Origin of the sequence: Salinibacterium hongtaonis (assembly GCF_003065485.1) — a bacterium.
GTDB lineage: Bacteria > Actinomycetota > Actinomycetes > Actinomycetales > Microbacteriaceae > Homoserinimonas > Homoserinimonas hongtaonis.
In genome coordinates, this window is the sequence record NZ_CP026951.1 from 426,075 (window position 1) to 445,423 (window position 19,349).

16 protein-coding genes and 1 tRNA gene are annotated in these 19,349 nt (G+C 65.2%); 14 read left to right on the forward strand and 3 right to left on the reverse strand.

Features of this window, described 5'->3' with window-relative positions:
• Positions 1 to 37: 37 nt before the first annotated feature.
• On the reverse strand, positions 38 to 1,324 hold the full coding sequence (locus tag C2138_RS02185; protein ID WP_108515184.1) for an MFS transporter: 1,287 nt from the start codon (positions 1,322 to 1,324) through the stop codon (positions 38 to 40).
• Positions 1,325 to 1,365: 41 nt separating this feature from the next.
• Between C2138_RS02185 and C2138_RS02190 the strand changes: the two genes are divergently transcribed.
• Entirely contained in the window at positions 1,366 to 2,742 is a 1,377-nt protein-coding gene (locus C2138_RS02190) for an FAD-binding oxidoreductase (protein ID WP_108515186.1), read from the forward strand.
• 13 nt (positions 2,743 to 2,755) lie between these two features.
• On the opposite strand, the gene acs is transcribed toward C2138_RS02190, so the two are convergent.
• On the reverse strand, positions 2,756 to 4,747 hold the full coding sequence (acs, locus tag C2138_RS02195; RefSeq protein ID WP_108515188.1) for an acetate--CoA ligase: 1,992 nt from the start codon (positions 4,745 to 4,747) through the stop codon (positions 2,756 to 2,758).
• Between the two features lie 915 nt (positions 4,748 to 5,662).
• Here acs and C2138_RS02200 point away from each other — a divergent pair.
• The 11 genes from C2138_RS02200 to C2138_RS02250 all read left to right on the forward strand — a co-directional run bounded on the left by C2138_RS02200 (position 5,663) and on the right by C2138_RS02250 (position 15,879).
• Complete coding sequence (locus C2138_RS02200; protein WP_434056248.1) at positions 5,663 to 6,658, forward strand: TadA family conjugal transfer-associated ATPase; 996 nt, start codon at positions 5,663 to 5,665, stop codon at positions 6,656 to 6,658.
• Positions 6,642 to 7,634 (forward strand): type II secretion system F family protein, encoded by a 993-nt coding sequence (locus tag C2138_RS02205; RefSeq protein ID WP_108515191.1) that lies wholly within the window; start codon positions 6,642 to 6,644, stop codon positions 7,632 to 7,634. Before C2138_RS02200 ends, C2138_RS02205 begins: the two co-directional genes overlap by 17 nt.
• Positions 7,631 to 7,924, forward strand: coding sequence for a DUF4244 domain-containing protein (locus C2138_RS02210; RefSeq protein WP_241961147.1), 294 nt, complete (start codon positions 7,631 to 7,633; stop codon positions 7,922 to 7,924). Before C2138_RS02205 ends, C2138_RS02210 begins: the two co-directional genes overlap by 4 nt.
• On the forward strand, positions 7,917 to 8,258 hold the full coding sequence (locus tag C2138_RS02215) for a hypothetical protein (RefSeq protein WP_233245549.1): 342 nt from the start codon (positions 7,917 to 7,919) through the stop codon (positions 8,256 to 8,258). The genes C2138_RS02210 and C2138_RS02215 overlap by 8 nt, the downstream gene beginning before the upstream one ends.
• On the forward strand, positions 8,255 to 8,650 hold the full coding sequence (locus C2138_RS02220; protein ID WP_241961148.1) for an Rv3654c family TadE-like protein: 396 nt from the start codon (positions 8,255 to 8,257) through the stop codon (positions 8,648 to 8,650). The genes C2138_RS02215 and C2138_RS02220 overlap by 4 nt, the downstream gene beginning before the upstream one ends.
• 93 nt (positions 8,651 to 8,743) lie before the next feature.
• Positions 8,744 to 11,605 carry a type I DNA topoisomerase gene (gene topA / locus C2138_RS02225; protein WP_108515195.1) on the forward strand — a complete coding sequence of 954 codons (2,862 nt, stop codon included), beginning with the start codon at positions 8,744 to 8,746 and terminating at the stop codon, positions 11,603 to 11,605.
• Entirely contained in the window at positions 11,602 to 12,222 is a 621-nt protein-coding gene (gene tmk, locus C2138_RS02230) for a dTMP kinase (RefSeq protein ID WP_108515197.1), read from the forward strand. Before topA ends, tmk begins: the two co-directional genes overlap by 4 nt.
• A gap of 136 nt (positions 12,223 to 12,358) precedes the next feature.
• Complete coding sequence (locus C2138_RS02235; protein WP_108515199.1) at positions 12,359 to 13,528, forward strand: DNA polymerase III subunit delta'; 1,170 nt, start codon at positions 12,359 to 12,361, stop codon at positions 13,526 to 13,528.
• The gene (locus C2138_RS02240; RefSeq protein ID WP_241961149.1) at positions 13,525 to 15,048 is read left to right on the forward strand and encodes an alpha/beta hydrolase; all 1,524 of its coding nucleotides are present in this window, start codon (positions 13,525 to 13,527) and stop codon (positions 15,046 to 15,048) included. Before C2138_RS02235 ends, C2138_RS02240 begins: the two co-directional genes overlap by 4 nt.
• An 86-nt stretch (positions 15,049 to 15,134) precedes the next feature.
• The gene (locus tag C2138_RS02245) at positions 15,135 to 15,767 is read left to right on the forward strand and encodes a TetR/AcrR family transcriptional regulator (RefSeq protein WP_108515201.1); all 633 of its coding nucleotides are present in this window, start codon (positions 15,135 to 15,137) and stop codon (positions 15,765 to 15,767) included.
• 36 nt (positions 15,768 to 15,803) lie between these two features.
• Positions 15,804 to 15,879: transfer RNA gene (locus C2138_RS02250), tRNA-Thr, on the forward strand.
• 15 nt (positions 15,880 to 15,894) lie between these two features.
• Here the strand turns inward: C2138_RS02250 and C2138_RS02255 are convergent.
• Positions 15,895 to 17,052 (reverse strand): site-specific integrase, encoded by a 1,158-nt coding sequence (locus tag C2138_RS02255; protein WP_241961150.1) that lies wholly within the window; start codon positions 17,050 to 17,052, stop codon positions 15,895 to 15,897.
• Between the two features lie 559 nt (positions 17,053 to 17,611).
• Here C2138_RS02255 and C2138_RS02265 point away from each other — a divergent pair.
• Positions 17,612 to 18,325 carry a matrixin family metalloprotease gene (locus tag C2138_RS02265; protein WP_108515204.1) on the forward strand — a complete coding sequence of 238 codons (714 nt, stop codon included), beginning with the start codon at positions 17,612 to 17,614 and terminating at the stop codon, positions 18,323 to 18,325.
• Positions 18,326 to 18,429: 104 nt separating this feature from the next.
• Positions 18,430 to 19,083, forward strand: coding sequence for a hypothetical protein (locus C2138_RS02270; protein ID WP_108515206.1), 654 nt, complete (start codon positions 18,430 to 18,432; stop codon positions 19,081 to 19,083).
• Positions 19,084 to 19,349: the final 266 nt, after the last annotated feature.

A 19,349-nucleotide genomic window follows, 5' to 3' on the forward strand; every position in this document is an offset into this window, starting at 1 on the left:
GCGCCTCAAACGAGCCCGTCACACTCTGAAATAAACCTCAGCCGTGTTGAACGGATGCCGGCAAGCGACGCTCCAGAAGCAGGGTTGCGGCGACCCCCACAAGGTTCACGGCGGCGAGCACCACGAACGGCAACGCGTGGTCAGCGGCAAAGAGCGTCGCGAACAGAATCGGCGCGATGATCTCCGCGATGACCCACGAATACTGGAATGTCGCCAGGTAACGACCCCGCGCCGACGGGGGAGCGATCGCGGCGGCAATCGCCATCGATGACGGGGCATGCATCAGCTCCGCCACCGTGAACAGCAGGGTCGCGGCGACGAGAACGACCCAGACGATGGGGCCACTCAGCATCCCTTCCTGGGGAGCAATGGCGGCGAAGCCGATGCACCACAGCGTCCATGCGCATCCGGCAGCCACGAGAACGCGGGTTCGTCGCAGGGGGGCGACAACTCGCACGATCACCCCGCCGAGCACGAGCACCAGCACGGCGTTGCCCACCAGCAGGGTGGAGGTGACCCAGGCCGGGCCGCCCAGAGCGTCGCGCGCGAAGGTGGGCAGCGCGATCGCCAGCGTGAGTGTCGACAGCGCGAAGATCACGTTGAGGCCGGTGAGGGCAACGAAGTTTGCGTCGCGCAGCAGGGTGCGGTAGCCAAAACGCTCCTCGCCCTGCTTATGCCGGGAGCTGGTCACGCGCACGGCAACGGCAATCGCCACCCCGGCGGCGGCAAAGCACGCGGCGGCAGCCATCGCGACACCGCGGAAGGCAGCATCCGAGCCGTCGGCGATCACCAGTCCGGTGATCAGCCCGCCAACACCGATGCCCACCGTGCGGGCGATGTTCGCCCAGGCGAACCAGCCGTCGGTGCGGGTCGCCGCCACGATTCCGTCGACGTAATCCGAGATGAGCGTGAAGATCGACGACCAATACAGCCGCGACCCCACGGAGCCCAGCATCGAGGCGACGAAGATGCCGATCGGCTCGTTCACCCACACGAGCGCCACATACGACGCCGCCAGAATCAGCTGCGACAGAATCACCACCCGCCGCGCGGAGAACCGGTCGACGAGCATCCCCGTCAGCGCCGGGATCGGCAGCGACACGGCGCTCGCCGCACCCAGCAGCACCCCGAGCGTCGCGAGCGGCACATCGGTCAGCGTCAAAAAGTACACGAGGGCGAGCGGAAGAAACAGACCATTGCCGACGGATGCTACGGCGACAGCGCCGATCAGAACGAGCCCGCCGCGGCTCGGCGTCGAGGGTGCCGGGGCCGTCGGTACGGCCGTCGGCGCGGGTGCCGTAGCTGGCGCGGGATCTGTGCTCACGGGGTCACAGCATAACCACGTCGCGGCAGCACAATGGATTCATGACGGACCACGCGATCATCGCCGAGCTTGCCGCGCTGCTCGATGCCGCTCAACTCGCCGCAGGCGATGCCGCGCTCGCCTTTGACCGTGACCACTCCGACGGCACAGGCCAGGGAGTGCCGATCGCCGCAGTGTTCCCCACAAGCACAGAGCAGGTCGCCGCAGTCGTTCGGTTGGCAGCGAAACACGGTGTGCCGATCGTGCCTCAGGGCACCCGCTCCGGCCTGGCCGGCGGCGCAAACGCGGTCGACGGATGCCTGCTGCTGAGCCTCGAGGGCATGACCAGCATCCTGTCCATCGATGTGGCCGATCAGGTCGTGACGACCCAGGCCGGGGTCATCACCTTCGAGCTCGCGCGGGCCGTCGCCGAGCGGGGGCTCTTCTACCCGCCAGACCCCGGGTCCTGGGCTATCTCGACCATCGGTGGCAACATCGCCACCAATGCCGGCGGCATGCGCTGCGTCAAATACGGCGTCACGGGCGACTTCGTGCGCGAACTCACGGTCGTCCTCGCGAGCGGCGAGATAATCCGCACGGGGCATCGCACTGTCAAGGGAGTCGCGGGGCTCGACCTGACCTCCCTGATCGTCGGTTCGGAAGGCACCCTCGGCATCGTCACCGAGGCGACCCTCGCGCTGCTGCCGACGCCGGGGGAGCCGTGTGGTGTGCTCGCCGCATTCCCGTCACCGAGCCAGGCGCTCGCCGCCGCCGACGCGATCATGGCGTCAGGTCGCCGCCCCAGCATCCTCGAATATTTGGATGCCGGAACCATCGCCGCGATCTCCTCCTTTTCGCCGTCGTCCCGGCTTCCGGCCGGTGCCGGGGCCGCGCTGATCATCCAGTCCGACGAGGCCGGCCGGGCCGCCGACGACGCGGAGGAATACGCGGCGATTGCCGTCGCGTGCGGGGCAACGACCGTGGATATTGCCCAGGATGCTGCCGCCGTCGACGCCATCATGGAGGCGCGCAGAATGCTGCACGGCGCCATGCGTGCCGTCGCGGGGGCGAGCCTCAACGAAGACGTTTCTGTGCCGAGATCCCGCCTCGCGGAGTTGCTCAAGGGCATCGCAGTGATCGGTCAGAATGCCGGCGTTGACATCTTTTCGGCCGGTCATATCGGCGACGGCAACCTGCATCCGATCATCTGCTTTGACCCCGCGGATGCGGCGGCGGTAGCGACCGCAAACGACACCTATCAGCATGTGATCGCTCTGGCGATCTCCCTCGGCGGCACCGCCTCCGGTGAGCACGGGATCGGCTCGCTCAAGCGGGCCCACCTCGATGCTGAGCTGGGCCCCACGGTGCGCCAACTGCAGCGCAGCGTGAAGCACGCGTTCGACCCCGCCGGGCTGCTCAACCCGGGTAAGAAGCTGTAATAGGCACAGCGCTTTAGCTGGGCGGTGTCGTCCCGCGCAGCTTTTCGCTGATGATCTGCATCACCGAGGTGTCGGCCAGCGTTGTCGTATCGCCGACCTCACGCCCTTCCGCAACATCCCGCAGCAGGCGCCGCATGATCTTGCCCGACCGGGTCTTCGGCAGCTCGCTGACCACGAAGATCTGCCGCGGCCGCGCAATGGCTCCGATTTGCTCCGAGACATGGCTGCGCAGGATGCCGTTGGCCTCTTCGGGTGTCTGGGCATCCTCCTGATCGGCGCGCAGGATCACGAAGGCCACAACGGCTTGACCCGTCGTGTCGTCGTGCGCCCCGACGACGGCGGCCTCGGCAACAATCGGATGCGACACCAACGACGACTCGATTTCGGCGGTCGAGAGGCGGTGGCCAGACACGTTCATCACGTCGTCCACTCGGCCGAGCAGCCAGATGTCGCCGTCCTCGTCGAGCCGCGCGCCATCGCCCGCAAAGTACATGCGGCGGTTCGTCGCGCCCGGCTGGTCGAACTTGTCCCAGTAGGTCTCGATGAACCGCTCGGGGTCGCCCCAGATGCCGCGCAGCATGGAGGGCCACGGCTTGGTCACCACCAGAAGGCCGCCGCTGCCATTGCCAACGGGCGCGCCGCCATCCGTCAGCACGTCGACGGTGATGCCGGGCATGGCCACCTGCGCAGAGCCCGGCTTGGCCGTCGTGATGCCGGGCAGAGCCGACACCATGATGGCGCCGGTTTCGGTCTGCCACCACGTGTCGACGATGGGGGCGGTTCCCGCGCCGATCACGTCGCGGTACCAGATCCAGGCCTCGGGGTTGATGGGCTCGCCCACCGAGCCGAGCAGGCGGATGCTGCTCAGGTCGAAGCCATCGGGCACCGAACGACCGGTCTTCATGAACGACCGGATGGCGGTGGGCGCCGTGTAGAAGATGCTCACCTTGTACTTCTCGATGACCTCCCACCACCGGCCAGGGTGGGGTGCGTCGGGGGTTCCCTCATACAGAACCTGGGTCGCGCCGTTGGCGAGCGGGCCATAAACCACATAGCTGTGGCCGGTGATCCAGCCGACATCCGCCGTGCACCAAAAGACATCCGTCTCGGCTTTGAGGTCGAAGACGTTTTTGTGGGTGAACGCGGTCTGCGTCAGGTAGCCGCCGCTCGTGTGCAGAATGCCCTTGGGCTTGCCCGTCGTGCCCGACGTGTAGAGGATGAAGAGCGGATGCTCGGCATCGAACGCCTCGGCAGTGTGCTCGGTCTCCGCTGTGGCCATCTCCTCGTGCCACCAGCGGTCGCGGCCCTCGGTCCACTCGATGGCGTTCTCGCCTCGACGCACCACGAGCACGTTCTGCACTGAGTGGTCGCCCTCCTTGGCCAGCGCGTCGTCCACGGTGGGCTTGAGCGGCGAGACCTTGCCCTTGCGCCAGCCGCCATCGGCGGTGATCACGAGGCGAGCGTTCGCGTCGTCAACGCGGGAGCGGATGCTGTCGGCGCTGAATCCGCCGAAAATCACGGAGTGCACTGCGCCGATGCGGGCGACCGCGAGCATCGAGATCACGGCCTCAGGAATCATCGGCAGGTAGATGGCGACGCGGTCACCTGAGCGGATGCCGAGCGAGGTCAGCACATTGGCGGCCTTCTTGACCTCGGCCGTCAGGTCGGCGTAGGTGAGGGTGCGGGAGTCCCCGGGTTCGCCCTCCCAGTGAAACGCGACGCGGTCGCCGTTGCCAGCATCCACATGGCGGTCGAGGCAGTTGTAGGCAACGTTGAGGCGGCCGTCGGAGAACCATTTGGCGAAGGGGGCGTTGTCCCAGTCGAGCGTGCGGGTGAACGGTTTCTCCCACTGCAGCAGCTCGCGGGACTGGTTTGCCCAGAACTCTTCGGGGTCGGATGCCGCCCTGCCGTAGATCTCGGCGGTGGCCACGGCGTTGGCCGAAAACTCGCTGCTGGGAGCGAACCGGCGGGTCTCGTGCTGCAGGCTGTCGATGTTGGTGCTCATGGTGCTTCGGCGCTCCTTTGCGTTCGAACGAGAGTGCGACCGCCCCTTTCGGGGCGAAGCTGGGAACTCGATGGAATAGAGACTAACGCCTAGCTAAATTGACTGTTGTGGATGCATCGGATTGGGGTACACTAGGCAAACCGGATGTCAATTCGGCTTAGCGGCGCAACTGTGATTCCCCCCAATCACGCGCTGCTGTGGCGGCGCCAGTTCCCCCCAACGGGCGCCGCCCCTCTTCTTTTAACGGCACTGCTTCATGAGGGTTACTCTCTAACGTTCAGCTAGAGAATGAGGGATCTTCGGGCGGCGGCATTCGATGCCGGGTTGAATCTTCTGCGGGCCCGTCGCTGTCGCGAGGTCGCGGAGCCTAGTGGCGATGCCCTCTAGCGGAGGTCTGTGCGGCGCACTCGATCGGGGTGCATTCGTCTGAAAATGGGGTACATGCCTACCCCTCGTTTGAGGGGCATTCGGCGCGCGTCCCGTTGACTGCCCACCAACGGCGGGGATCGGCCGCCGCACGGACAGCGCTCCGCATTCTCGCGGTTTGGTGAAACGGGGGACGTCGTAGGGTCTGTGCCGGCGTGTGACAGGCACTCCCTCCCACGCCTCCAGGGCGGCCACCCTCCCCATCTTTGCGCCGGCGACACCGAGCGGCTGGCGGCAGTTTCTAGTGTCGCCCCCATGAATCAGCATCAGCACACCGCAGCACCCCTTCGCGATTTCGCGCCGCCCTCGGGCTCTCGTGGCGGTTTTGTGCCCGTGAGGCCGTCGCGCACGCGGGTCGAGGGCGCGGTGCCGGCTGCTACTTCGCCAATCCGCTCTACGCTGGCTCCTCCCGCGCAGGATCGTAGGGCGCGAGGCAGGGTGCCGGTGCCCGAGTTGGGCCCGTTAGCCCCTTTTGTCGCCGAAGCCGGAGTGACCGATCTCTTTGTCAACGGAGTCGACGGGGTGTGGGTCGATCGAGGGCAGGGGGTCGAGCGCCGCTCCCGGCTGGCGTTGTCGGAGGATGAGCTCAGAGAGCTCGCCGTCTCGCTCGTGTCGGAGGGGGGCCGCCACATCGACGAGTCCTCGCCGTGTGTCGATGTGCGCCTTCACGACGGCATCAGGGTCCACGCCGTTCTACCGCCCGTGTCGTCAACGGGCACGCTGATCTCAATTCGAATCCCGCCGGTCGAGCAACTCAGCACCGCAGACCTTGCTGCGGCAGGGTTTTTCGATCAAGTTGGGCTTGCCCGCATTCACGACTTGGTGAAGGGCCGCGCCAATCTGCTCATCACGGGCGCTGGCGGCAGCGGCAAAACAACGCTTCTCGCGGCTCTGCTCGCCCTTGCCCCGCAAACGGAGCGCATCGTCACGATCGAGGATGTCGCCGAACTCCGCATCGCGCATCCGCATGTGGTTTCACTCGAAGCCCGTCAGCCCAACCTTGAGGGTGCTGGCGGCGTCGGGCTCGAACGACTGGTGCGGGAGGCGCTGCGGATGCGCCCGGACCGGTTGGTCGTGGGGGAGTGCCGGGGCGCCGAACTGCGCGAGCTCCTTGCGGCACTCAACACCGGTCATGATGGCGGCGCTGGCACCCTGCACGCCAATTCCCTCGCCGACGTGCCGGCGCGGCTTGAGGCGTTAGGTGCTCTCGCCGGGATGAACGCCGAGTCGGTGGCGCGGCAGGCGGTCAGCGCAATCGGAGCCGTCATTCACGTGACCAGAAAGGCGGGCGTGCGCTCGATCGACAGCATCGGCCGCTTCTCGCTTGATCACAATGATCGGCTCACCATTGTCGAAGAATCAGTCACGAGCGCCGGGTCGGGCATGGTCGACAAGGGGTTCGACAGGCCGGGCATCGTCGACGGTCGTCGACAGAACAGACAGGTCCGCATCTCCGACGGGTCGGGCAATGAGCGCGCCGAGTGAGCCCGCCGAGGCCCTCGCCTCTGTCGTGCAGCGGCTGGGGGTGCTGCTGGCGGCAGGGGTTGCCCCGGCATCGGCTTGGCGATACCTGGCCGAGGCCAAGAGTGCCTCTCCGCAGGTCGTCGGCATCGCGGCTCGCATCGCTGCAGGAGCGTCGGTTCCCGATGCTGTGTTGGAGTCGATCTCGCAGGACGAGGGCGCTCAAGGCGCTCATGGCGCGGCGGGAGTGCGCCATTGGCGCCGCGGTCGTACCGCAGCTCGGAGCGCGGATCAGCGGCAGAACAGCCTCAGGGGGCTCGCCGCGGCATGGTCGGTGGCAACGGATGCGGGGGCGCCCCTTGCCGCAGTGCTGGAATCGTTCGCCTCGTCTCTGAGAGACCTCACTCAGACCAGGCGAGCGCGGGAAGTGGCGCTCGCCGCGCCCCTTGCCACGGCGCGACTCGTTGTGGCCCTCCCTCTCGTTGGTTTGCTGTTCGGATTCACCCTGGGGTTCGACACAGTCGGCACACTTTTCGCCACGCCTCTCGGTCTCGCCTGCCTCGCTGGCGGTGTGGGACTCATGCTCGCCGCACGGGGATGGAATCGCAGACTTGTAGCCCGTGCGGAGCCGACCGACGTCACACCAGGGCTCGCGCTGGATCTGCTTGCCATCGCCGTTTCGGGCGGCGCCTCGCTGCAACGATCGCAGCAATCGGTCGACAAGGCCGTCGCTGCGTGCGGGCTCAGCGGGCAGGCCGATGCCGCCGCGGAGATCCTCTCGCTCTCTCATCGAGCCGGCGTTCCCGCAGCAGCGCTCCTCCGGGCAGAAGCCGATGAATGTCGCAGGGAGGCACGCGCGGCGGGGGAGCGGGCGGCGGCTCGCCTGTCGGTCTCGCTCATGGTGCCGCTGGGACTGTGCGTTCTCCCCGCATTCATGCTGCTGGGCGTCGCCCCTCTCATGATCTCCGTGGTCTCGCAGACCTTCGGAGGAGTCGCATGACCCACGATGCCCGAGGCGCCCAGCCGCTCAGGGCCCAGCCGCTCAGCGCCTGGCCCATGTCCACAACAGCACTGTCCACCATACGAAAGGTCGCCATGAATAAATTGCATCTGTCACCACGGCTCGCGCGTCTGCTCCGGCAGGAGAGAGGAGCGGCCACGGCAGAATACGGAATCGTCATCATGGCCGCCGTCGGATTTGCTGGTCTACTGGTCGTGATCCTTCGCAGCGAAGAAGTGCGCGGCATTCTCACCGACCTCGTGCGGAACGCGCTTGCGTTCGGTGGTTAGCGCGCGGTCGGAGCGCGGCAGCGTAACCGCAGAATTCGTTGTGGCGCTGCCGGCCGCGCTTGTCGTGATCATCACGGCACTCGCCGGTGTGCAGCTCGGGTCTGTCGTGCTCCGGCTCCACGATGCGTCCGCCATCGTGGCACGCTCCGTGGCCCGCGGCGACAGCATCGAGGGCGCGCAGGCCAGGGCATCGCGCCTGGTCCCCGGAGCGCTCTTTTCCGTGGCACGGGTCGGCGACCTCGTCTGCGCCTCCGCCGAGGCCCGGGGCAGGGGCGTGCTGGCATCCGTGCCGATCAGCGCCCGCTCCTGCGCCCTCAGTGGGCCTGCCCCATGACGCACGCGACCCCGTCGCGGGGCGCCGCGATGCGGGATGGCGAGCGGGGCGCCGGGTCAGTTCTGGTTGTCGCCATCCTCTCTGTCGCGGTGCTGTCGCTGGCGCTGGTCATCCCCTTATATAAGGGACTCGTGCTCAACCGGGTTGCGGCTGGGGCGGCGGATGCTTCTGCGCTCGCCGCAGCAGACGTGGCGGTCGGCATTGTGCCCGGCGATCCGTGCTCGGTTGCCCAAACCGTCGCCGCTGCCAACGGTGCCGAGCTGGCCCGATGCGAGGTCGACGGGCTTGTCGCCACGGTCCTCATAACGGTCGCCCGCGACGGCTTTGTGGTGGTTTCCGGGGCAACTGCGGGGCCAGCTCCCAGACCTCAATTAGCAGGCACCAAGGGTTGAGTGTGTATGGTTTCGGATGTTGGCCCGCTTATTAACGGGCAGCAGACCGTCGCGCAGCATCCTGCCCGGTGAGCACTATCTACGAGGAGTCCGGTGTCCGGAACAAAGAAACTCGTCATCGTCGAGTCACCGGCGAAGGCCAAGACGATCGCCCAGTATTTGGGCGACGGCTACGAGGTGCAGGCCTCAGTCGGGCACATCCGGGATCTCATCGAGCCCAAGAACCTTCCCGCTGAACTCAAAAAGGGTGCGCTGGGCAAGTTCTCCATCGACGTCGAGAACGGGTTCCTGCCGTACTACGTGGTTTCTGACCAGAAGAAGAAGACGGTCGCCGACCTTAAGCGCGCGCTTAAGGATGCCGACGAGCTCTACCTCGCAACTGATGAGGACCGCGAGGGGGAGGCCATCGCCTGGCATCTGCTCGAGGTTCTTAAGCCCAAGGTGCCGGTCAAGCGCATGGTGTTCCACGAGATCACCAAGGAGGCGATCGAGCGCGCAAAGGACAACCCCCGCGACCTCGACACCGCCCTCGTCGACGCCCAGGAGACCCGCCGCATCCTCGACCGCCTTTATGGTTACGAGATTTCTCCCGTCCTGTGGCGCAAGGTTGGCCCCGGCCTCTCTGCCGGCCGTGTGCAGTCTGCAGCGACCCGGCTCGTCGTCGACCGTGAGCGCGAGCGTCTCGCCTTTGTGGCCGCAAGCTACTGGGATCTCACCGCCGAGCTCTCGCCCACAACCGAGAAGTACCCGTTCGAATCTCGCCTCGTGCGGGTCGACGGAGAGCGCATCGCAACGGGTCGCGACTTCGACGACAAGGGAAACCTCAAGGCGGGGGTTCGCGCCCTCGACGAGAAGACCGCCACACTGCTTGCCGACGCTCTGCGCGCATCCGAAGCATCCGTTGTGGTCTCGTCTGTGGAGTCGAAGCCCTACACGCGTCGCCCCGCAGCTCCCTTCAGCACGTCGACCCTGCAGCAGGAGGCCGCGCGCAAGCTGCGGTTCTCGGCCCGCCAGACCATGAGTGTTGCCCAGGGGCTCTACGAAAACGGTTACATCACGTACATGCGTACGGATTCGCTCAACCTGTCGGAGCAGGCCATCTCGGCCGCCCGCAAGCAGGCAGCGGATCTCTATGGAGCCGACACGGTGCCCGCCAAGGCGCGCATGTATGCGAGCAAGAGTAAGAACGCCCAGGAGGCGCACGAGGCAATCCGCCCCGCCGGGGACACGTTCCGCACGCCCAGCCAGCTCGAAGGCGTGCTGCGCGGCAACGACTGGAAGCTCTACGACCTCATCTGGAAGCGCACGATCGCCTCGCAGATGGCGGATGCCAAGGGTGTAACCGCTTCCGTCGGCATCACCGCGACCGTTGCTGACGGCACAGTTGCCGATTTCTCGGCCACGGGCACGGTCATCACCTTCCGCGGCTTCCTGCAGGCTTACGAAGAGGGCCGCGACGAAGAGCGCAACGATTCCGCAGAGGCCAAGGAAGCGAAGCTTCCGCCCCTCGAGAAGGGTCAGTCGCTCAGCGTTGTCGAGGTCGAGCCCAAGGGGCACGAGACCAGCCCGCCCCCTCGTTTCACTGAGGCCAGCCTCGTCAAGACTCTCGAAGAGTTGGGTATTGGTCGCCCGTCGACCTACGCAGCAATCATCTCCACGATCGTCGACCGCGGCTACGTCACCCCGCGCGGCCAGGCCCTCGTGCCCAGCTGGATCGCGTTCTCGGTGGTCCGTCTGCTGGAGGAATACTTCGGCGACCTCGTTCAATACGACTTCACCGCGGAGATGGAGAACGACCTCGACCGCATCGCCGGCGGCGAAGCCAACCGGGTCGACTGGCTCAAGGGCTTCTACTTTGGCAACGACGACCACCGTGGCCTGCGCACCGTTGTCGACAACCTCGGCGAGATCGACGCACGCGAGATCAACTCGATCGCGATCACCGACGACATCACCCTGCGCATCGGCAAGTACGGCCCCTACCTCGAGGTTCCGGGAGACGACCCGGAGACCCCCCGCCGGGTCAACCTGCCCCAGGATCTCGCGCCAGACGAGCTCACGCCCGCCAAGGCGCAGGAGCTCATCGACGCCCCTGTTGCGGTAGACCGCGTCGTCGGCATCAACCCCGAGAACGGCAAGAGCATCCTGGCCAAGGACGGCCGCTTCGGCCCGTATGTGACCGAGGTCGACCCCGAGCCAGAAGAGGAGATCGTCGCCGATCCCGCGACGGGCGAGGTTGCGGATGCTGCCAAGAAGCCCGCCAAGAAGCCGGCGAAGAAGGCTGCCGCGCCCAAGCCGCGCACAGCATCCCTCTTCAAGTCGATGGACCTTGCCACGATCGACCTGGAGACCGCGCTCGCACTGCTCGACCTGCCGCGCGTTGTTGGCGTCGACCCCGAGTCTGGTGAGGAGATCACGGCTCAGAACGGTCGTTACGGCCCCTACCTGAAGAAGGGTGCCGACACTCGCACGCTGCCGACCGAAGACCAGATCTTCGAGATCGATTTGCCCGGAGCTCTCGAGCTGTATTCGCAGCCCAAGTACGGTGCCCGCAAGGCATCGAGCGCACTCAAGGAGTTTGATGCTGATCCCGAGAGCGGCAAGCCGATCAAGATCAAGGACGGCCGCTTCGGCGCGTACGTGACCGATGGTGTGACGAACGCCACGATTCCGCGCGGCGAGACCGTCGAAGAGGTCGACTTCGAGCGGGCCGTTCAGCTGCTGGCCGACAAGCGCGCCAAGGGACCGGCTAAGAAGCCTGCCGCCAAGAAGGCCGCAGCCAAGAAGCCTGCCGCCAAAAAGACGGCCGCGAAGAAGCCCGCTGCCAAGAAGCCTGTCACCAAGAAGGCCGCAGCCAGCGGCGCGACCACGACGGTGAAGAAGGCAGCAACTCGCAAGGCCGCGCCGAAGACGGGGCTTCCGAGCGCGTCAGCGGAGGCGTCGGACGCGTCGTGAGCGGGCTTTTCATAACCTTTGAGGGCGGCGACGGCACGGGCAAGACAACCCAGGCCGAGCTGCTGTCGGCGTGGCTGGAGGAGCAGGGGCGCACGGTTGTGCGCTCCCGAGAGCCGGGCGGCACGGAGCTCGGACTTGAGCTTCGTGAGATCGTTCTGCACAGCAGGGGCCACATCGCCCCGCGCGCCGAGGCGCTCATTTATGCGGCGGATCGTGCGCACAACATCGCCACCAAGGTCCGCCCTGCGGTGGAGCGCGGCGACATCGTCATTCAGGATCGCTACATCGATAGCTCGGTTGCCTACCAGGGCGCCGGTCGGGTGCTCGACGGCGACGAGGTGCGTGATATCTCGCTGTGGGCCACGGAAGGGTTTCAGCCGAACCTGACCATTCTCCTCGACCTCGATGAGGCAGCGGGGCGGGCCCGTCTGGATGCTTCCCGCACCCGATTCGATCGGCTCGAGGCAGAGAAGGCGGAGTTTCACGCGCGCGTTCGTGGCTCCTATCTGGCGTTGGCGGCGGCCGAACCCGAGCGCTTTCTCTTGGTGGATGCCGCATTGCCGGTCGACGATATTGCCGCGAGCATCCGTCAGAGGGTTGGCGCGCTGCTCTCCTAGGCTGCCCGCAGCCCGGCCAAGCCAGCTCCGGCCAAGCCAGCTCCGGCCAAGCCAGCTCCGGCCAAGCTAGCCCAGTCATCCCAGCCCCAGGCAGCTCAGGGGCAACTCGTCGGTGGCGACCCCTAGGCTTGAGCCCGTGAGTGTATGGGACGACCTGACGGGCCAATCGGAGGCCATTGCGGTGTTCCGCGCCGCCGCCGATTCGGCGATAAGGGCCTCGGGCGGCGACGCGAGCGACAACTCGATGACCCACTCGTGGCTCATTACCGGGCCTCCCGGCAGCGGCCGGTCCAACCTCGCTTTTGCCTTCGCGACGGCGCTTCTCAGTTCGTCTCCCGATGGCGACGAGACCACGCGTCGACAGGTAGAAGCCCGCACGCATCCCGACCTGGCCGTGCTCACGACCGAGCGGGTGATCATCACGATCGACGAGGTCCGCACCCTTCTCGCCAGTTCGCAGTTCTCGCCCTCGGTTTCGCGCTTTCGCGTCATGGTCATCGAAGATGCCGACCGCATGACGGAGCGCACCTCCAACCTTTTGCTCAAGGCCCTCGAAGAACCGCCGCCCCGCACCGTGTGGATTCTGTGCGCTCCGAGCGAGGCCGACCTCATCCCCACCATCCGGTCACGCGTGCGATCGGTGCGCCTGAGGGTGCCCTCTGTTCAGGATGTCGCGAGGCTCATCGAGCAACGAGACAGGGTTTCGCCCGAGCTGGCTTTGCAGGCCGCGCAAGAATCGCAGAGCCATATCGGCATGGCGCACAGGCTCGCCACCAACGACGACGCGCGACGTCGACGCGAGTTGACGCTGCGCACTGTGCTCGGCATCCGCTCGGTCGGTCAGGCGGTGCTTTCGGCGGCGACCCTCTTGGAGGTTGCGGGGGAGGACGCCAAGGCAATCACCGAGGAGAAGGATTCTGAGGAGCGTGCCAGCGCGCTGCGGTCCCTGGGCATCGAACCGGGAGGCACGATTCCGCCAGCCCTGCGGTCGCAGCTCAAGACGCTTGAAGAGGATCAGAAGCGCCGGGCAACCCGCAGCCTTCGCGATGGCATCGACCGCATCATGGTCGACCTCCAGTCGCTGTATCGGGACATCCTGTTGGCTCAGTTGGGGGCGCAGATCGACCCCGTTAACGTCAGCGTTCTCAGCGAGGTGAAGGCCGCCGCCGCGACATCGCGCCCGGAGCAGACCCTCGCTGTGCTCGACGCCATCGCCACGGCACGCCGCCGCATCGAAGGCAACGTCTCTCCGGCTCTCGCACTCGAGGCCATGCTGGTGGCCGTGACCCGAAAGGACTCAGTGTGAGTCGTCTTCGCCGCTCGGCGGTCGCCCTCGTTGCGATCATTCCCCTCTTGCTCTCTGGCTGTTTTCTCATGGGGGGAGAGTCGCGCACCACGTCGACGCCAACGGGAGAAAAGGTCGACGCCGACCTTCAGCCGTTCTATGACCAGGTTGTGGAGTGGGAGTCATGCGGGGACGACTTTCAGTGCGCCACCGCCACAGCTCCGCTTGACTGGGACGACCCGGAGCGCGAATCGATAGAGCTCGCGCTCATCCGGCTCACCACGCGTGGCACCCCCATGGGGTCTCTGCTCGTGAACCCGGGCGGCCCCGGCGGCTCGGGCGTGGACTTCGTGCGGGAGAGCTGGGACTACGCCACAACTGCTCAGCTGCGCGATAACTACGACCTCGTGGGCTTCGACCCTCGCGGCGTCGGCGCATCATCCGCCGTCTCCTGCTACGACGACCCCGACACCTATACCGACTACCTCTACGACATCACTCCGGGCACTCCCGGCTCCGCCGAATGGCTGGATGCGATGGATGCCACAATGGCCGAGTTCGGTGCCGACTGCTTCGAGTTCACGGGCGAACTGCTCGGGTTCGTCGACACCGTGAGTGCCGCGCGCGATCTTGACCTGCTGCGCGCGATTCTCGGCGACGACAAACTCAACTACCTCGGCTCGTCGTATGGAACGTTCCTCGGCGCGACCTATGCCGATCTGTATCCGCAGAACACCGGCCGACTCGTGCTTGATGGCGCGATCGACCCTGCGAGCACCGACTTCGAGGTCACGGCGATGCAGGCTCAGGGTTTTGAGAGCGCGATGCGGGCCTATCTTGCCGATTGCCTCACGGGGGCAGATTGCCCCTTCACCGGCACGGTGGAATCGGGCATGAAGGAGATGGGTGCCATCTTCGCTCGCCTGGAGGCGAGCCCGCTGCGGGCAGAAGACGGGCGTCTTCTTGGGTCACAGACGATGTTCACTGCCGTGATTCTGCCGCTCTATAGCGCCGACACGTGGCAGTACCTCACGTCGCTTATTACGGATGTCAAACGGGGCAGCGCCGAGATCGCCTTCTCCCTCGCCGACCTCTACAACGGCCGGGAGCCCGACGGCACGTTCGCCGACAACTCGTCCGAGGCCTTCACCGCTATCAACTGCCTCGACTACCCATCAACGAGCACGCGGGAGACCCTCCCTGCCGAGGCGGCGGAACTCGCCGCTCTCGCCCCGGTGTTCGGGCCACAGATGTCGTGGGGTGGCACGTCGTGCGACGCGTGGCCCTTCGAGGCGACGCGCGTCCGTGGCCCCATTGCTGCCGACGGCTCTGCACCGATTCTCGTCGTGGGCACGACGAACGACCCTGCCACGCCCTATGCCTGGTCGGTCGCCCTGGCCGATCAACTGCAGAACGGGCACCTCGTCTCGTATGACGGGGAGGGACACACCGCCTATAACAAGTCCAACCAGTGCATCGACGACACGGTTGACGCGTTCTTCATCGACGGGACTGTGCCGGCCACTGACCCGCTGTGTTGATGCTGGCGCTGGGCTGACTCGCTAATCGTTGCGCATCCGCGGCGTTTGCTGCATTTTTGCAGAGGTGCAACAATGGCGGTGTGACCATGGAAGAACTCGGACTGCGCGAGCGCAAGCGCATCGCCACCCGGCACGCCATCCAGAGGGCCGCCGTTGAGCTGGTCGTGGAGCACGGGCTTGCCGTAACGGTCGAGGAGATAGCCCAGCGCGCCGATGTTTCACCGCGCACCTTCTTCAACTACTTCCCCACAAAAGAGGATGCGCTGCTGGGCGGGCCGCCCGCCGCGCCCTCCGGCGAAGAGCGGGAGCGCTTTGTGCACGCGGGCCCAGACTCCGATCTTCTCTGCGACTTCGCCGTCATGTTCGCCGCCGCCTCGCAGCATGCGACCCTCGACCCGGAGGTGCAGCGGCTGCGTCGCCTGCTCGTGCGCAGCCACCCGGAGCTTGCGGCTCGGCGCATGGTCGCCACGCGTGATCTGGAGAGCGCGGTGCTGGAGATCGTGGTCGAGCGGTTCGCCATCGACTCCCCGGAACTCACGCCCGCGCAGCAGCGCCTCCGCGCCGGACTTGCCGCGTTCGCTGCCTTCGGAATCCTCAAGCACAGCTGGATCGTGTGGGCCGAATCCGCGGGTGCAGAAACACTGGCCTCGTGCATTGCCTCAGAATTCGACGCAGCACGCGACCTGTTCGCGTACAAGAGTGCCTCCGGAATCGGGTAAGCTTTCTAGCTGTGCGTTCGAGCTAGCTCGAACCACGCCGCCTTAGCTCAGTCGGTAGAGCATCTCACTCGTAATGAGAAGGTCGTCAGTTCGATTCTGACAGGCGGCTCCACAAAAATCCCCGCCGTTACTGGGATCGGGGCTTGCCTCCACTCTTCGCCTTCGTCGCGGAAGTCGGGTTTGCCCACATTTTGCCCACACTTGTATTCCTGGCACGGTTATCCAGGGCGTCTGCAACAGCGTCCCGATCGTCGTCAAACAGGTCGCTGTAGACGTCCAAAGTCATCGCTGCGGAGGCGTGACCGAGCATCCGCTGGATCGACAACACGGACGCACCGGAGGAAATCGCCAACGAGGCCGCGGTGTGACGAAGCGAATGCGGCGTGATCGCCGGCAGCTTCGGATGCTGCTCGCGGAGCGCCGCCACGGCGCGGTCGAAGATATTGCGGCGGAAGTTACCCGAGCGCAGGACATGGCCGTTGGGCGAGGTGAACACGACGTCGTCCGGGTGCTTTCCCTCACAGAGTTCCCTGAGCGGAGTTTCCAAGAACGCCGGGAATGGGACGGATCGACGTTCGTGGTTCTTCGGGGTCCCCCAGATGATGGCGCCCTGGGGCTCCGTGACGGCCTCTGCGACGTCGATGCGTCTTCGGTCGAAGTCCAGCCGCTTCACCTTGAGTGCGGCCATCTCGCCCCAGCGCAGGCCTGTGTAGGCCAGGAAATAGATAATGGTCTCGTAGGGCGAGCAAAGGGTCGCCAGCTCGTCGACTTGGTCAGGGGTGAGGTATCCGCGAGGCACTGGCTTGATGCGGGGGAGTCGGATGCCATCGCAAGGGTTCCTGGGGATTCGGCGGTCGCGAACGGCGTACTTCATCAGGCCGGAGAATACGACGTGCATCTTGCGCACGCTCGACGGGGCAAGAGTGTCGCCGAGGCCGGTCACCCAGATCTGCACGTCACCGTGGGTGACCTCAGCCAAGGGCGTGGAACCCCAGTGGGGGAGTACGTGTTTCTGCAGGATCCACTCGTAAGCGCTGAACGTGGTCTGCTTCAAGTTCGAGTGTGCTGCGAGCCAGGTTTCGGACCACTCGGCCACGGACGTTCGGGAGAGGGTTGGGTCGACCCATTCTCCGCGGGTCTTTGAAGCCTCCACTTCGGCCAGGTAGCGCTCGGCGTCCCGCTTTGTTTTGAACCCGCGCTTGTCCGTTTGGCGACGGTCCAGGGTGCGATAACGCACCCTGTAGCGCCGCCCGCCGGATGTTTCATATGGAGCGATTGTGCCCAAGGCTCCTCCCTTCGTGTCACCTCCAGGAAGTATCGCCTCGTTCGCCGACAGGGAGCGTTGCCAGCTAGGCCGTGTGATCGGTCACCAAAATCTGGGAGCTCAGGTCTGATCGGACAGTGAAGTCGACCTGGGGATGACGCACCTGCTCTCGCTAACGTTCGCTGGGCTTTCGTGAGCTACGCTCATTCGATATCTATGCGCGAGAGCGATAAGAGCGTCGAGGGTCGAGCGTCAGAATAGAGAACTTTCGTGCACACGTCAGGACTGAGTCGGAGCTCTCTGCTTTCGGTTGCTTCATTGGAGAAAGTGACGCCGGGAAGTCACCGCTGCTGCGCATTCACTTCGCTCCGCTCGGTAGTCGGCGGCGTCGAAGCCGGGTGGCCTGCCATCGCAGGGACCGCGCCGTCGTCGATGCCCGGTCTGATCGGCAGGCTCGGCTTAACTCCAAGACCGCCGGTGTTGGCGAAGCCGTGCGGCCTCCGAGGTCGCGGATGGCGGGCGTCCACGAGGTCAAGGACAACGTTGCGTAGCATCGGCCAACACCTGCTATCGTTCGCCCATGAAGGCAGGAATAGCTCGCTTTGACAAGGTGGTCAGCGAACCGAAATCTACGTCGAAGGTCTCGCGTCGAGGCGCGGGATTGATTGGCGCGGTAATCCTGGCCACGCTGGCATTAGTGGTTCCTGCTGGTGTTGTTCAAGCCGCATCGTGGAACGGCTATGGCAATCAATTTAACTACCGAATGGCAGGCGGCGATACTGTTACCTACTGGTATCACTCATCAGCCTTCTCCAACTCATACAACGTTGCCTTCGACCACTCACTCGTCAGTTGGTCTCAGCCCCGGCTGAACGGTGCCACGCCGGAGAGTGGAGCAGCGCGTTTCACTCCGTACAACAACTTTTGGCACGTGTACACGAGCAACATATCCGCAGCAACAGTGGAGTATTACGCCCTACCGACGTCAGGCGTGTATGCGGGTGTGAATGGGTACGCGGCCTTCTATGTGAACAGTCGCCCGTACGAAGTCGCAGTGGATCCTGACGTGAGCGCCTATGGCTGGGGGCAAGCTGTTTTGAATACGACCGTGATGAACAGCCGACCTCTTCTGACCGGGGTGGGCTCGAAGCGCACTGTCGCTTCGCACGAGTTGGGACATGTTCTCGGGCTGGCGCACAACCAGGTCGCTGGCACTGTGATGGCCCAACAGACCGACAGGACCGTGATCGGCCCGACTTGTCAGGACAACAACTTGCTTCGACAGAGGTGGTAATGATGAAAAGACAAGGTCTGGTCGCCGTCGCCATGCTCCTAAGTCTTGGCGCAGTCGCAGGTTGTGCTCAGAGTGAGGGAGCAAAACCAGTAGGAACCGGCCCGGTGGCATCTAGTTTTGAGCAGTCCGCGCCTGGTCACCTCATAATTGACACGGGTGTGGACTCCGCATCCCGTAGGGAGTTTCACGCGGACTGGCCGGTCAACGTCAACGATCCACAGGTGCTGCGGGAGTTCTCGTCGGGGGTCATCGCTGGGAAGGTGATCGGGGTCGAACGATCGTACGTGGATGCCAATGCTGTCATCGTCACTGCCTATTCGATCCAGCTGGAAAAGGTCTACAAGGGGCAGAACATCCCAGCAACCATCTCGCTAACCCTTCCCGGGGGATCTGTACGGCTGGGTGAATACATATCATCGCTCGACAAGCTGGGTTTGTACGAGATGAAGCTCGGGCAGAAGGATCCGGAGTTGCTCCGGAACGCTGGCCTTGATCCAGACCAGGAGAAGGACCCGCGTACGCTGGACCCTGACACCCTGGTCACGGAGAACTGGGGCATGAATCCAACGAGTAAGTCGTTGCTCGCAGAACTGCAGCCGGACTCCTGGGTGTTCTACATCGGGGCGGTTGAAGGTGATGTCTACTATGGCGCAGCATTCGATCACGCGTTGAGCTACCTGAAAGATGGCATGGTCTACGGCCTCCACCCGGAAGCAGAGCGGTCGCCCATTCCCGAGAGCGAGCTCTTGCGAGGCTAGGAGCTCAGGGAGCCGTCGACACGGACGCGGAATCGGTCGGTTCGACGGATCTCGAGTGGGCGAGCGCTGCGTGGGGTAGCGAGATGCGGGGGACGTAGGGGTGGACGTGTTGGCTGGGACAAGCGTGCTCGGTCAGCCGGCGAACGCCGCTGCGACTTCCTTAGTGGCTGCGAGGCGATACTGTCCACTCGCAACGATGCCAGCAGACCAGGGCATACCTGTTGCCGTGGCGAGGACTTCGCCATTGAGCACTTGAGCTGCGGCCG